The sequence below is a fragment of the Solwaraspora sp. WMMD406 genome (assembly GCF_029626025.1).
In the GTDB taxonomy this organism is placed as follows: domain Bacteria; phylum Actinomycetota; class Actinomycetes; order Mycobacteriales; family Micromonosporaceae; genus Micromonospora_E.
The window spans coordinates 4161241-4175822 of sequence record NZ_JARUBF010000001.1 but is presented as its reverse complement, the minus strand read 5'-3'; the positions used below and the strand labels follow the sequence as shown (position 1 = coordinate 4175822).

The following is a 14582-nucleotide window of genomic DNA, read 5'->3' as shown; positions in this document are numbered from 1 at the left end:
ATCGACGTGCGACATTAAACAAGATTTCCAGTGAGGTCAACCTGAGGCCCGGTCTCCGCGCCGGTCCAGCTGTCCCACAACCGTTGGTACGGGCCGTCGGCGGCGACCAGCTCGTCGTGGGTGCCGATCTGCACGATCCGGCCGGCGTCCAGCACCACGATCCGGTCCGCCGCGCGGGCCTGGGTCAGCCGGTGCGCGACGATCAGCGTGGTCCGCCGGGCGGTGGCGGCCAACGCGGCCCGTTCGAGCTCCCGCGCACCGGCGCTGCCGGCTTCCGCGGTGGCCTCGTCGAGGATCGCCACGTCCGGATCGGCGAGCACCAACCGGGCCAGCGCCAGCTGCTGCGCCTGGGCCGGGCTCAACGGATGCCCGCCCTCACCCACCACGGTGTCCAGACCGTCCGGCAGGGCCCGCGCCCAGCCGAGCGCACCGACGGTCCGCAACGCGTCGACGATCTCGGCGGTGCCGGCGTCGGCCCGGGCCAGTCGGACGTCGGCGGTCAGCGGGCCGGCGAACACGTGCACGTCCTGACTGATCAGAGCGATCCGGTCGACCAGTCCGGCCGCCGCCGGCGCGGCCAGGTCGACCGTACCGAGCCGGACCGTGCCGACGACCGGCCGGATCAGGCCGGCGGCCACCGCCGCTAGGGTGCTCTTGCCCGCGCCGCTGGCGCCGACGACCGCCACCCGCTCACCCGGGTCGATCCGCAGGGTGATGTCCCGCAGCACCGCCGGGCCGCCGTCGTAGCGGTGGCCGACACCGTCGAGTTCGATCGAGGTGTCGACCGGAGCGGGCGGTACGGTCACCGGCGGCGGTGGCAGATCGGCCACTCCGACCAGCCGCGCCAGGCTCGCGCCCGCCTGCTGGACCTGGTCGAACTCGGCGACCAGGGCACCCAGCGGGTTGAACAGCCGGTGAAAGTACAGCGCGGCGGCGGTGGTCGCGCCGACGGTGGTCGCGTCGGCACGGACCAGCAGGAAACCCACCACCAGTACGGCGCTCAAGCCGACACACTCGGCCCGGTTGAGCCGCGCCCCGAACCGGGTGAACAGGTACAGCACCGTGATGGCCAGGTCCCGGGCCACCGCCGACCGGCGCGCGATCAGCTCGGTGTGCACGTCCTCCAGCCGGTACGCCCGGACCGTGGCGGCTCCCCGCAGCGCCCCGACCACCGCTTGGGCGCGGTCGCCGTTGGCCGCGCGTTGCCGGGCGTAGTACGGCCCGGATCGGGGCAGGTACCAGCGCAGAGCGAGCAGGTACATCGGCACCGCCACCAGGCCGGCCAGCCCGAGCCGCCAGTCGAGGGCGAACAGCCCGCCGACGGTGAGCACCACGGTCAGCAACGCGGACACCAGCACCGGGGCGGTCTCGGTGATGACCCGGGTGACCACCGAGACGTCGTCGCCGACCCGGGCGAGCAGGTCGCCGGTGCCGATCCGCTCCAGCGTTCCCGACGGCAGGTGCAGAGCGCGGTCCAGCACCCGTTCCCGGAGGCGGGCGAGTACGGTTTCGCCGCTGCGGGCGACCAGCGCCGCGCCCAGCCCGGTCAGCACCGCCCCCACCGTGGCCGCGACGGTGACCAGCACCACCGCGCGGACCACCCGATCGGTTCCGGCACCGGCCCGGATGTCGTCGACCAGTTCACCGAGGACCCAGGGTGCCACCAGCCCGGCGGCGCTGGCGGCGAGGACGACCAGCAGCGCGGACAGGCTCAGGCCGGGCAGCCGGCGAAACTCGGTGCCCAGCACCGCCCAGGTACGCCCCGCCGAGGCGATCGGCAGCCGTACCGGGCCCGGATCCGTGCCACTCACCGCAGCACCACCTCCTGGTAGGTCGCGTCGGTGCGGGCGAGGTCCCGATGGTGTCCCTCGTTGACGATCCGGCCGCCGTCGAGGACCAGCACCCGGTCGGCCTGCGCGAGCAGGACCGGACTGCTGGTGATGATCAGGGTGGCCGGCGCGCCAGCGGCGGCCGAAGCACCGGCGGACGTGTCAGCGGCCGAAGCACCGGCGGACGTGTCAGCGGCCGAAGCACCGGCGGCGGCCGCACGGCGCGACGCGGCGAGACCCACGGCGAGGCGCTGCTCGGTCGCCGCGTCGACGGCGGTGGTCGGATCGTGCAGCACCAGGATCGGCGGGTTCGCCAGCAACGCCCGGGCGAGGCCGAGCCGTTGCCGCTGGCCGCCGGAAAGGCTGGCCCCCCGATCGGTGACCTGATGATCGAGACCGGCGGGGTGTCCGGCGACGATGTCGTCGGCGCTGGCGGCGGCAAGCGCCTCGGCCAGCGGCGCGACCGCGCCGTCGTCGCCCCTGCCTGCGGCGCGGATCAGCAGGTTGCCGCGCAGGGTCCCTTCGAACAGGTCGACGTCGTGCTGCTCGACCAGCAGCAGTTCACGGCGGGCGTCGAGGGTGAATTCCTGGGCCGGTACGCCGTCGAGACTCAGCGTCCCGGCGTACTGGTCGGTCGGCACGGCGCCGCGCAGCAGGTCGAGCAGGGCGGCGGCGTCCCGGGGATCGTGCGCCACCACACCGAGTAGTTCACCGGCGGCCAGCCGCAGGTCGACGTCGCGCAGGGTGCGGTAGGAGACGCCGGCCAGGGTGAGCCGGACCGGGGCAGGCGACGGTGCCCGGCGTGGTCCGGGGATCACCACCGGCGGCGCGGCGAGCACCGTGGCGACCCGGTCGGCGGAGGCCCACGCGCTGGCCCCGAGTTGGCCGCAGAAGCCGAGGGCGCGTACCGGCTCGGCGAGGAACTGCGCCAGCCCGACCACTGTGATGAACTCCCCGACGCCGAGCCGGCCGTCGACCGCCATCGCGCCGGCGACCCCGGCGACCGCCGCCAGGAACAGCCCGCCGGCACCGGCGGTGACGCCTTGGTAGACCCCTGTGAGGGTGGTCGCCCGCAGGGTCACCGCGAGGGTCCGCTGGCTGGAGTCGCGGTAGCGCAGGGCGGCGTTGTGCTGGGCGCCGATGCCACGCAGGGCGCGGAGTCCGTCGACCAGGTCGGTGGCCAGTGCGGTGGTGGCCGCCGCCGCGGCCTGCTGGGCGCCGACCCGCCGGGTGACCATCGGCGCGAGCGCCTGCAGGGCGAGCACCACCACCGGCACGCCGACCAGCACCCCGAGCCCCAGCGGAACGTCGATGGCGAGCAGCACGATCGCGGAGACGGCGAGCGCGGCGAACGCGGCGGTGGCCACCGATCCGGCGCGGATCGCCAGCGCGGCGCGTTCGGTGTCGGCCGACGCGATGGCGAGCAGTTCGCCGGAACGTAGCCCGGTACGGTGCCCGCGCGGGTCGAGTGCGCGGGCGGCGACTTCCACGCGCAGCAGGTGCGCCTCCCGTTCGATGGCCGACTCGGTGTGTCGGGCGCCGAAGCGCCAGGCCAGGGTCAGGACGGTGAAGAGCAAGACCAGCCCGAGGACCGAGACGACCAGCGCGGTCCAGTCGCCGGTCGCCACGGCGTGTTCCACGATGAGGCCGATGGCCACCGGTACGGCCGCCTCGGCGACCTGGTGCAGGCTGAGCAACGCCAGGCCGGCGGCGATGCGACGCCGGTGGCGCGACACCGCGCGCCGCAACAACCGGGCAGCGGTCTGCCGGGGTGGATCTGGTGCGGGCACGGGCTCTCCATCGACCACTCGACCACTCGACCGGGATTCGTCGGTGCCACACCGGGAACGCTGGCGGGCCTTAACTGAGGCTAGCCTAACTTCGTCGAGGGTGGTCCATCGGCCGCAGGGGCACCGGACACCCCGCCGCCGAGAATTTCTCGCACCGAGTACTTCTCAAGTACAGATGGACTCAGGTAAAGTCTTTCTCAGCTAGAGAAGTTCTAGTGGGGCAACATCCCCGAGGAGGGGCGATCCCGGCGCGAGCCGGGCGACGGACGGAGAGGATCGGCATGTCAGAGGCGGAGTTCCTGGCCAGCTACGACCCACAGGCCTACCCGCCGGTCGCGGTGACCGTCGACGTGGTCGCGTTGACCATCCGCGACGCGCAACTGCACGTGCTGCTCGTCCGGCGAGGCGCGGCACCGTACGAAGGCGCCTGGGCACTACCCGGCGGGTTCGTCCAGCCCGACGAGGACCTGCCCACCGCCGCCGCCCGCGAACTCGCCGAGGAGACCGGCCTGGACGCCCGGACCGGACCCGGCACCCGGGACACCCCCGGACGCGCGCTGCGTCGCGTCCACCTGGAACAGCTCGCCAGCTACGGCGGCCCGGACCGGGACCCCCGGATGCGGGTCGTCTCCGTGGCCTACCTGGCGTTCGCCCCCGAACTGCCCGATCCGGCCGCCGGCAGCGACGCCGCCGCAGCGGCCTGGGTACCGGTCGCCGCCCTCGGTCTTCCCGAGGCGGTGACACCCGACCGGCCGGTACGCCAACGTCCCGGCACGAGCCGACGACTCGCCTTCGACCACGCCACGATCCTCGCCGACGGACTCGACCGGGCCCGCGCCAAGCTCGAATACACCCCGCTGGCCACCCGCTTCGTCGGCGAGGAGTTCACCATCAGCGAACTGCGCGGCGTCTACGAGACCGTGTGGGGCGTCGAACTGCACGCCGGCAACTTCCACCGCAAGGTGCTGTCCGTACCGGGCTTTCTGGACAGCGTCGGCGCGACCACCGAACGCGGCGGACCGCGCGGCGGACCGCGCGCCCGGATCTACCGGGCCGGCGACGCCCGACTGCTGCACCCGGCGCTGCTGCGCCCCGCGCGGGAGGAGGCGATCCGGTGACCGTCGACGACGCCATCCGGCTGGTCACGACCGCGCGCGGACCCGCCGACCTGTTCGACACCGCCGCGCCGGCCCGGCGTTACCGCCAACTGGCCCGGCTGCTGCACCCGGACACCGCCGACGCCACCGCACCGGCCGACCAGGCCACGATCGCCTTCGTCCGGCTCGCCGACCTGTGGCGTCAGCATCTCGACGCCGGACGCGACAGCGCCACCGCCACCGCCGGCACCGCCGACGACACCGCCACCGCCGACGACACCGCCACCGCCGACGACACCGCCGGCACCGCCGACGACACCGCCGCTGGTGCCGGCGGCACCGACACCGTCACCATCGACACCGGACGGCACCGGTACGTCGTACCGCGCCGCCCCCGCTATATCGGCGACCTCGCCGACCTCTACCGGCACGGCGACGACCAGCTGGTGAAGATACCCCGGGATCCGGCCAACAACGACCTGATCGCGCGGGAGGCGCGAGCGCTTCGCCAGCTCGCCGACCACGGCGACGCCCGCTACCTGCCGTACGTGCCCCGGTTGGTGGACGCCTTCCGGCACACCGAACCCGGCACCGGAGCCACCCGGCGGGTCACCGTGCTGGGCACCGCCACCGGGCTGCGCAGCCTGGCCGAAGTACGTCGGGCGTACCCGGACGGGGTCGACGCCCGCGACGCCGCCTGGATGTGGCGGCGGCTGCTGGTCGCGCTCGGTTTCGCGCACCGGGCCGGGGTGGTGCACGGCGCGGTGCTGCCCGACCACGTGCTGATCCAGCCCGACGACCACGGTGTGGTGCTGGTCGACTGGTGCTACGCCAGTTCCGGCGGCGAACCGGTGCCGGCGCTGGTCCCGGCGTACGCCGACTGGTATCCCGACGAGGTCCGTCGCCGCCGCTCCCCCGGCCCCGGCACCGACCTGGCGATGGCCGCCCACTGCCTGGCGTGGCTCACCGGTGAACAGGCACCGGAGCCGATGCGCCGATTCACCGACGGGTGCCGGCTCGCGGCGCTGCGCCAACGACCCGACGACGCCTGGCGGCTGCTGGGCGAATTCGACGACCTGCTCGAACGGCTCTACGGACCCCGCCGGTTCCGGCCGTTCACGATGCCCGACCCCAGTCCCCGATAAATCCACCATCAACGAAGGAGCCCGACATGGGCAGTGGAGCCTGGTCAACCGACGTCTACCGCGCCGCCAGCGCCTACCGCAAGGCCAGCGGCACCAGCGCCTTCGCCTACAGCGACAGCGGCGCCCGTAAGGTCCACCCGACCCTCGACCCGCGCGGGGTGACCGCCCGGGAGAGCCGCGACTCGACCGAACACCCGCAGTCGCTGGCCATCACCGTCCTGTTCGACGTCACCGGCTCGATGGGGACGGTGCCCCGGACCCTGCAGGAGAAGCTGCCGCAGCTGCTCGGCCTGCTGCTACGCAAGGGCTACGCCACAGACCCGCAGATCCTGTTCGGCGCGATCGGCGACGCCACCTGCGACCGGGCGCCGCTGCAGATCGGCCAGTTCGAGTCGGACAACCGGATGGACGACCACCTCGGCAACATCCTGCTCGAAGGCGGTGGCGGCGGGCAGATGATGGAGTCGTACGAACTCGCCATGTACTTCATGGCCCGACACACCACCATCGACTGCTACGAGCGGCGCGGCAAGCGCGGCTACCTGTTCATCATCGGCGACGAGATGGCGTACCCGAAGGTCAAGGCCCGCGAGGTCCGCGACGTGATCGGCGACCGACTCGACGAGGACATCCCGCTGCGGGGCATCCTCGACGAGGTACGCCGCCGGTGGGACACCTACTACCTGCTGCCGGCCGGCAGCCACTACGCCGGCAACCGCCGCATCCTGGACTTCTGGCGCGACCTGCTCGGCCAGCAGGCGGTCGCCCTCGACGACCTCGCCGCCGTCTGCGAAACCATCGCCACCACGGTGGCCCTCGGTGAGCAGGCCTGCGACCTCGACACCGCCCTGGCCGACCTGCACGACGTCGGTGCCGGCGACGCCGCCGGCACCGTGTCGCGGGCACTGGCCCGCATCGGCGCCGACCGCAGCCCGGCGGTACGCGGATCGCTGCCCGGCGGCTCGGGCCACGCCGACCAGGTGACCCGGCTGTGACCAGGGTGGCCGGCGGCGACGCGCAACGGAATCGCGCCGACGGAATGCCGGACGACGGTACGGCGGGCGGTCACGTCGCCGTGGTCGACCTCGGCTACGGCGACGCCGGCAAGGGCACGGTCGTCGACTGGATCTGCGCGACCCGACCGATCGAGGCGGTGATCCGCTTCAACGGGGGCGGGCAGGCGGCGCACAACGTCGTCCTGCCCGACGGTCGGACGCACACGTTCGCCCAGTTCGGAGCCGGGACCTTCCACCCCGGCGTGCGCACCCACCTGTCGCGGTTCATGGTCGTCGACCCGCTGGCGCTGGCCGGCGAGGCGACCCACCTGGCCGCGCTCGGCGTACCCGACGCGCTGGACCGGTTGACCGTCGACGGCGACGCGCTGCTGGCCACCCCGTACCACCGGGCCGCCAACCAGGCCCGGGAGATCGCCCGTGGGGCCGACCGGCACGGCTCCTGCGGGATGGGGGTGGGCGAGAGCATGTCCTACGCGCTCGCCCACCCCGACACGGCGCCCCGGGTCGGCGACTGCGCCGACCCGGGGCTGCTGCGGCAGCGGCTGACGCTGCTGCGGGACCGGTTGACCCGCGAACTGGGACCGCTGGACGCTCCCCCGGTGGCCGACACGGTCGCCGCCTACGTCGCCTTCGCCGGTCGGGTGTCGATCGTGGACGGCTCCGAGACGAGCCGGCTGCTCCGGGCCGGTACGGTCGTCTTCGAAGGGGCGCAGGGGGTGCTGCTCGACGAGTGGCACGGCTTCCACCCGTACACCACCTGGAGCACCACGACGTTCGGCAACGTCGACACGCTGCTCGCCGAGGCGAGGCTGCCGGGCGCGGTGACCCGCCTCGGGGTGCTCCGGGTGGTGACGCCCCGGCACGGGCCCGGTCCGTTGGTCACCGAGGATCCGACGTTGCGGCCGGCGGAGCGGCACAACGGCGCCAACCCGTGGCAGGGCCGGTTCCGGTTCGGCCACTTCGACGCCGTGGCCCACCGGTACGCCCTGGACGTCGCCGGTGGCGTCGACGCTCTCGCGCTGACCCATCTGGACCTGGTCGGCCGGCATCCGCTGCGGCTGTGCGCGGCCTACGACTGGACCGACCGGCTGCCGACCGGCCCGCCCGGTGACCTGGACCGGCAGGCGGCGTTGACCGAGCGGCTGTTGGCCAGCCGGCCGCGCTACGCGGCCGGCGGGCCGGGACGGGATCCGGCCGCCTGGGTCGCGGCGGTCGAGGCCGCGCTCGGTGTGCCGGTACGGCTCACCTCGCACGGCCCGACCGCCGACGACAAGGCCGTGCCGTCGCGTTACCGCAGGTCGACCGAGACGGTGCCGAAGTACGTCACGGCCAACGGGGTGGCGCTGTCGAAATCCCCTGCGCCCCCCACTCCCAGTACTTGCTGCCGAAGTCGTCGAAGCCCATCACGTCTCGGGTGACCACGTTCTCACACTTCACGCGATCTCGTCATCACCGCATGCATACCCGCCGATGGGTAAGAACCCGGGGACGTCGACTCCGAACCAGCGGCGCGGCGGACCGCAGCTGGTGGCGCAGGACACAGACGAGCAGATCAACGGCGTAGCGGTGCGCGGACCGGGTAGCGACTCAAAGGACAGCCGACCCGCTCGCCGACGGAGGAGCATCTTGTGACGACCGTCTCACCGCTGCGTACCCAGTCCCGTCCCGCCCCGTCCGGCCGCGCCCAGCTCCGCTGGTACGGCCCAGGTCTGCTATGGATGGTCTCCTCGGTCGGATCGGGATCGGTGCTGTTCACGCCGCGCGTCGGCGCCCGCTACGGCTACGAACTCATGTGGTTGGCGCTGATCGTGACCGGCCTCATGTGGATCATGATCCGCGAGGCCGGGCGATACAGCGTCGCTACCGGACGTACGCTTCTCGACGGCTTCCGGGACGTGCCAGGGCCGACCGGCTGGGCGGTCTGGGTGATCTTCGCGCCGCAGGTCGTCGCCGGGGTGGTCACCATCGCCGGCATCGCCGCCCTGGTCGGCAGTGCCCTCATGGTGGCACTGCCCGGCGGGCAGGCGATCTACGCCAGCGTCGTCATCCTGGGCTCCGGCGCGCTGGTGCTGGCCGGCCGCTACCGGGGAGTCGAACGCGTCACCACCGTGATGGGGCTGATCCTGGTCGGCGCGGCGATCACGGCGGCGGCCAGCGTGGTCAGCACCGACGTCGTCGACGGGCTGGTACCGACGGTGCCCGACGATCTCGACCCGTACTTCGTCCTGCCGTGGATCGGGTTCATCCTGGCCGGCGCGGTCGGAATCATGTGGTTCTCCTACTGGGTCGCGGCGCGTGGCTTCGGTGGCCCGACCGGCGGGCAAGCCGGCGGGTCAGGCGATCGCAACGCCAGCGACAGCGACGGCGGGGACCGGGCACACCGCATCCAGCGGGTACGGTCCTGGACGACGCTGATGAGCCGTACCGCCGCTGTCGGGGTCGTCGGCGGCGGCCTGGTGATCGTCTCGTTCCTCGTCCTCGGTGCCGAACTGCTGGCGCCCGAGGGCCGGGTGCCAGACGGGATCGACGTCGCCCGCGACCTGACCGCGCTGTTGGCCGAGTTGTGGGGGACTTTCGGCGAGATCCTGCTGCTGGTGTGTGTGGTGGTCGCGCTCTGGGGCACGGTCTTCGCCAATCAGGACGGCTGGGCGCGTACCTATGCCGACGCCACTGGACTGTTGGCCGGTGGCGAGCAGGCTCGATCCGGGTCCGGCGAGCAGCGGCGGGCCGGACGAGACGGCAGCGGCGGCTGGTTCGGTCGGCTGGTGGCCAACCGGCGCAGGCTCTACCTGGCGTACGTCGCCGGGGCGATGACCATCGCGCCGCTGGGGCTGTTCCTGCTGGTCCGCGATCCGGTGGACATCCTGTCCGTCGGTGGGATCATCGCCGCCGCGCACACCCCGGTCGTCGTCGGACTGACCCTGTACGTCAACCGACGGCTGCCCGCCGAGGTACGGCCGTCCCTGGCGAGCCAGGTCGGGCTCGGCTCCGCCGGTGTCTTCTTCGGCCTCTTCGCCCTCGTCTACCTGCTCAGTCTGATCGGCGTGACCATCGGCGCTTGACGTCACGGCGTCACGGCGTCGCTAGATCGACGGGCTGGGTGACGACGTGGTCGGCGCCGCTTTCGGGGTGGACTCGCTGCAGGCGATCCTGCTGGCCACGTACGCCGTACGGCTGGAGCTGACCCAGCGGGCGCACGCCGCCGCCGTACGGCTGGATTGGCTCGGCCAGCCCGACCTGGGGTTGAAGGTCGACCCCGAGGTGCACAAGCTGTTCCCGCCCGCACCGTCGTGACCGCCGGCCAAGCAGGTGGGTGCCTGGCTCACCGCACGCCACGTGGCGGCTGTCAGCGACGTTCGGGACAACCCTGAAAGTGTCGGATTGTAGCGGTTAGTCAACGCAAAGTAGAGGGCAACGCGAGGCGCCATCTACGATCAGTACATGCTCGATGACCGTGTGGGATCGACCGCAGCGGATGACGCGTTCGGCGACCTGCTCTGGCGCTACCCACTGACCCGCTGGCGACGACTGGAGGCGTACGAGACAGGTTTCGTCGTGACCCGCCGGATGGGACGCGACCGCAGACACCGCTGGTCCCAGGTACGCGAGTTGTCGACAGCGTTGACCTTCCGCTACGACCACGAGGTCGAACTGGGCAGCGTCGCCCACCAGATGTCCTGGACACTGCGGCTTCGGCTGCCCGGCCGACTCACCATGCAGCTGTGGGCACCGTTGACCCGTACGTTGGCCAGCGACTTCTTCCGTCGCGGACCGCGCGACCTGGGCGAACAACCCCAGGGCGCGCTCTACGAGGACCTCGCCGGACGCGTCGCCGACACCCAGCTGCCGGCCGCTGTCGAGGCCGCCCGATCCGGCGAGCAGGTCCGGTTCGGCCCGGTGACCGCCGCCGCCGACGGCCTGCACGCACCGGACGGGCAGGTGCTGCCGTGGCCGAAGGTCGCCAGCGTCGAATACGTGATCCCGCTCAGCGCCCGTCCTCGCCAGTCCTGGACCACCGGCGCGATCTTCACCGGGCAGGCGGTGATCGAGGCGCGCGACCAGGACGACCCGGACGACACCGGGCAGACCTGGTTCCAGGCACCGGACGTCACAATGCCGAATCTGCACACTCTGGCCCGGCTCGCCGACGTCATGCGGGACACCTCGGCCTGATCGCGGGCGTCGGCGGCGGCCATCGATGCAGGACACCGCGCTGGCCGTCGCGCGGCACGGCGCAGCGCCCGGTCAGCTCGCGGCGCGTTCCCTGACGACCCCGAGGGAGACGCCGCAGCTACGGTGCGATGACGAGTCGGGTGATGACGGCACCATCCAGGTCGAACCGGTAGTGCAGGTCCGCTGAGCCGCCGGGGAAGTTCCCCTCCAGATGCTGCACGACGTCGACGTGGGTATCACCGATGCGGTGAGCACTGACGAAGTCCGTGGTGTACGTGTACTCGCTGCCCCCGTTGAGCAGCCATGTCCTGATCTCGTCCAGGCCTCGGTAGGTCCGGCCTTCGTCTGTCACCTCGGCGTTCGCGGCGAACGCACGGATGGCGGTCTCGGCGTCGTGAGCCTGATGCGCGGGCAGGTACGCCGCGATGGCGGCCGGCAACTCGTCCCAGCTGACAGCGGTTCCGTGGTGCTGCTTCATGTCCATGCCCCAACGATCGAGCCTCCCCCGGGGAGAGGGTCAAGTGTGCTGACGCGGCGCCTCGATCCGGCCGTCCACGACCTCGCACCCATGGCCGGATCGACCACGCTGGCTTTCAGCCCGGGGTCAGCCGGAAGACCGGCCAGCCGATCTCGGTCCGCCACCGCCGGGCGTCCCCAGTATCGCGGGGACCCACCAGGTACGTCTCGTGAACGGGTCCATCCACACCCAGCGCGTGCGACGCCACCCAGGTGCCCAGACGGCCGTAGGTGACGTCGATGTCGTCGTGTGGGCCCGGATGGACGGCCACGGCCAGCTCGGCCGCCGGTAGGTCGACGACCTCGATCCGGCCATCGCCACGCGGGCCGCGTACCGGTCGGAAGACGGTCATGGCACCGGCCCCGCCGGTGAACAGTTCGTTCGCGTACCGGCCACCGGGCGGCCCGCAGCGTACTGCCGGCGCGAAGGCCGCGTCCAGCTCGTCCATGGCCCGGCTGAACCAGGCGACGGATTCCTCGATCCGGACCTTCGCGCTGATGGCGGCCACGGTCCGGGCGGGGACGGACCGCAGTTCGACGTCGAGTGCCACAGCGTCGGGTTGCAGGAGTTGCCGCAGTGAGACCACCGCCGCCCGCGTACGGTCGAGTGCGGCTTCGAGCCGGTGCAGGTGACCCGCTACGAGCGCGGCGCGGTGGTGCGGATCGTCAGTCGCGATGATCGACTTGACCTCGGTCAACGGCACGTCGAGCTCGCGGAGTCGATGGATGACCTGCGCGGTCGCGATCTGTTCGGGCAGGTAGTACCGATAGTTCGTGTCCGGGTCCACCTTTGCCGGCACCAGCAGACCGGACTCGTGATAGCGCCGCAGGGTCCGCACGCTGAGGTGCGTCACGGTGGCGAACTCGCCGATGGTCAGACCCGTACGCATCATCGCAGTGTCCCTTCCCGCACCACGGAGCCCGGGCAGCGGTCGTCACGCGGGCGCGTCGCCGATCGTTTCCGGCTCGGACGACGCCCAACCCGCTGGAGGACGACGGCAGCGGGCCAGGTCGGACGTCGTCGACCAGAACCTGCGGCCCGTACGACAGGCACCGATGGCGGTGCCTGCCGCGCCGGCCGCAGCCGACCTTTCACGGGTACGGGTCGGTCCCGTTGACGGCCCGCGATGCTTCCCGCACCCCGGGCCGGGTCAGCGACTCCTTGTAGATCGAGATCGCCACCATCCGGCCGTCGCGTCCACCGCCGATGATCGTGGCGAGGATGCCGATCACCGGCGACTCGTCGCTGTCGTGGCCGTAGCGGATGTCGGAAACGCGTACCCGCATCGAACGGTCGCCGTACACCCAGTCTGCCTTGCCCAGGTGCAACGTCTCGCCGACCCGCAGCAGCTCGTCAGACATGGTCGTCGTCCTCCCGGTGTGGGCGGACGGCCGGCAGCAGGCCGGACAGCCGCAGCATCGCCCGCATCCGGCGGGCCTTGCCCGGGTCCCAGCGGTCGAGGATGGTCAACGGCCGCAGGAGCGGCCGGCAGGGAGCGGGGGCGACCGCACCGGCGGCGGTCAGCCGGAAACGCGGGTCGCGGCCGATGTCCGTCTCCCCCGGGGTCCGGCGCGGCAGCGGCGGCCGGTGGGGCGTCGCATCGGTACGCCGTGGCGGCCCGATCGACGTGTTGCGGGCCAGTCGGGGCGTCCCGCCGATCCCGTCGTTTCTGGGTAACACCAAGATCCTCCTCGGATTGCCGTTCGGTCGATACCTCCACCCTGGACTCATCATCGCGGTCGACGTAACCCTGATCGTCGACCATGTGTACGCCGGGTGGCTGTTTCCACGGATGCGGTCACCGCGAGAGAAGCTGAGGGATGTGAAAGTCTTGCGCACGGATGCGCGCCTCTGATAAAAACACGAAGATCAATTCCTCGACTCGATCATGAAGCCGCCCGACGCATCACAATTCCACCCTGGACTCCTGGTCTGCCGTGGTGGAACATGAACGCCGACCACCCACATCGGGGACGCCTGCGGCGACACCTCGGCCGCCGGCGTACGAGAATCCGAGGGATGCGAGGACTTGTGAGCGGCAGCGAATATCTGATATCCGAACTCCGCTGAGTGCGCGAGTCGATGAGTCTCACCCAGGAGTCCTGGGGCGAACGTATCCACTTCTCCGCGAACCACGTCGGCTCCATCGAACGCGGCGAACGCCCCGCCCTCCCCAACTACCTGGGCATGGTGGACAAGGTCTTCGGCACCACCTTCATGAAGTTCTACCGCCAGTTCGTCATCGGCGAACACGCACCCGTCTGGTTCAAACCGTTCATCGCGTACGAGCGCCAGGCGAGCCTGCTCCGCGCCTTCCAACCGCTGGTCGTTCCCGGACTGGTGCAGACCGAGGCGTACGCGCGAGCGGTCCTCACGACCTACGGCATTCACGGCGAGGCCATGGAAACCGCGATCTCCACTCGGATCGGACGGCAAGAGATTGTCAACCGCGAGTCGAACCCGTGCCACCTGGTCGCCGTCATCGACGAGGCGTTGTTGCAGCGTGGTGTCGGCGGGCCGGAGGTCATGCACCAGCAGCTCACCGCGCTCGCTGAGGCGGCCGAACGCCCCAACATCCAGATACACGTGATCCCGCTGTCGACCGGTGCCTACCCTGGTGTGGACGGCGGATTCGTTCTCGCCACCGTGGAAGGCCGGACGGTCGGCTACGTGGAAGGTCACCTGCGCGGCAAGGTGGTCGAAGCGCCCGGCGACACCGCAGAGCTTGAGCAGACCTGGGAAGCGATCCGGGGGTACGCTCTGCCGAGCCATCAGAGCCTAGAACTGATCATGAGGACGGCTGAAAAATGGACATGACCGGCGCACGCTGGCACAAGAGCACGCACAGCGACACCCAGGGCTGCATCGAGGTCGCCGAGAACCTGCCCGGTCGGGTGTTCGTCCGGGACACCAAGGACCGCGACGGCGGCACTCTCGCTTTCGCGCCGGCCGCCTGGCGGTCGTTCATCACCGAGGTGACCACCACCCGCTGAACGCGCCGGCCACCTCGACCGA

At 71.6% G+C, this 14582-nt stretch carries 15 protein-coding genes; 9 read left to right on the top strand and 6 right to left on the bottom strand.

Translation table 11 applies throughout. The annotated features are described in order from the left end of the window. Positions 1-14 precede the first annotated feature (14 nt). Positions 15-1811 carry an ABC transporter ATP-binding protein gene (locus O7632_RS18185; protein ID WP_278115896.1) on the bottom strand — a complete coding sequence of 599 codons (1797 nt, stop codon included), beginning with the start codon at positions 1809-1811 and terminating at the stop codon, positions 15-17. Further along, entirely contained in the window at positions 1808-3619 is a 1812-nt protein-coding gene (locus tag O7632_RS18180) for an ABC transporter ATP-binding protein (protein WP_278115894.1), read from the bottom strand. The genes O7632_RS18185 and O7632_RS18180 overlap by 4 nt, the downstream gene beginning before the upstream one ends. 281 nt (positions 3620-3900) lie before the next feature. Between O7632_RS18180 and O7632_RS18175 the strand changes: the two genes are divergently transcribed. The 7 genes from O7632_RS18175 (at position 3901) to O7632_RS18145 (ending at position 11050) form a co-directional block, all read left to right on the top strand. Next, positions 3901-4737: an NUDIX domain-containing protein gene (locus O7632_RS18175; RefSeq protein WP_278115892.1), complete on the top strand. Its 837-nt coding sequence runs from the start codon at positions 3901-3903 to the stop codon at positions 4735-4737. Further along, positions 4734-5861 (top strand): serine/threonine protein kinase, encoded by a 1128-nt coding sequence (locus O7632_RS18170; protein WP_278115890.1) that lies wholly within the window; start codon positions 4734-4736, stop codon positions 5859-5861. Before O7632_RS18175 ends, O7632_RS18170 begins: the two co-directional genes overlap by 4 nt. Positions 5862-5887: 26 nt before the next feature. Continuing rightward, positions 5888-6856 (top strand): hypothetical protein, encoded by a 969-nt coding sequence (locus O7632_RS18165; RefSeq protein WP_278115889.1) that lies wholly within the window; start codon positions 5888-5890, stop codon positions 6854-6856. A gap of 44 nt (positions 6857-6900) precedes the next feature. Continuing rightward, entirely contained in the window at positions 6901-8295 is a 1395-nt protein-coding gene (locus tag O7632_RS18160) for an adenylosuccinate synthetase (RefSeq protein ID WP_278120163.1), read from the top strand. Positions 8296-8505: 210 nt separating this feature from the next. Next, positions 8506-9939, top strand: a complete 1434-nt coding sequence (locus O7632_RS18155; RefSeq protein WP_278115887.1) for an Nramp family divalent metal transporter — start codon at positions 8506-8508, stop codon at positions 9937-9939. Between the two features lie 46 nt (positions 9940-9985). Next, on the top strand, positions 9986-10171 hold the full coding sequence (locus tag O7632_RS18150) for a hypothetical protein (protein WP_278115885.1): 186 nt from the start codon (positions 9986-9988) through the stop codon (positions 10169-10171). A 147-nt stretch (positions 10172-10318) separates the two neighbouring features. Further along, on the top strand, positions 10319-11050 hold the full coding sequence (locus O7632_RS18145) for a hypothetical protein (RefSeq protein WP_278115884.1): 732 nt from the start codon (positions 10319-10321) through the stop codon (positions 11048-11050). Between the two features lie 118 nt (positions 11051-11168). On the opposite strand, the gene O7632_RS18140 is transcribed toward O7632_RS18145, so the two are convergent. The 4 genes from O7632_RS18140 to O7632_RS18125 form a co-directional block, all read right to left on the bottom strand. Then, complete coding sequence (locus tag O7632_RS18140) at positions 11169-11534, bottom strand: nuclear transport factor 2 family protein (RefSeq protein ID WP_278115882.1); 366 nt, start codon at positions 11532-11534, stop codon at positions 11169-11171. Between the two features lie 109 nt (positions 11535-11643). Then, the gene (locus tag O7632_RS18135; protein WP_278115880.1) at positions 11644-12456 is read right to left on the bottom strand and encodes a MerR family transcriptional regulator; all 813 of its coding nucleotides are present in this window, start codon (positions 12454-12456) and stop codon (positions 11644-11646) included. 202 nt (positions 12457-12658) lie between these two features. Beyond that, a complete protein-coding gene (locus tag O7632_RS18130) occupies positions 12659-12928 on the bottom strand; it encodes a hypothetical protein (protein WP_278115878.1) in 270 nt (89 codons plus the stop codon). Beyond that, the gene (locus O7632_RS18125; RefSeq protein ID WP_278115876.1) at positions 12921-13247 is read right to left on the bottom strand and encodes a hypothetical protein; all 327 of its coding nucleotides are present in this window, start codon (positions 13245-13247) and stop codon (positions 12921-12923) included. Before O7632_RS18125 ends, O7632_RS18130 begins: the two co-directional genes overlap by 8 nt. Before the next feature lie 402 nt (positions 13248-13649). On the opposite strand from O7632_RS18125, the gene O7632_RS18120 reads away from it, so the two are divergent. Further along, the gene (locus O7632_RS18120; protein ID WP_278115875.1) at positions 13650-14384 is read left to right on the top strand and encodes a DUF5753 domain-containing protein; all 735 of its coding nucleotides are present in this window, start codon (positions 13650-13652) and stop codon (positions 14382-14384) included. Then, the gene (locus tag O7632_RS18115; protein WP_278115873.1) at positions 14375-14560 is read left to right on the top strand and encodes a DUF397 domain-containing protein; all 186 of its coding nucleotides are present in this window, start codon (positions 14375-14377) and stop codon (positions 14558-14560) included. Before O7632_RS18120 ends, O7632_RS18115 begins: the two co-directional genes overlap by 10 nt. The last annotated feature ends 22 nt before the right edge of the window (positions 14561-14582 follow it).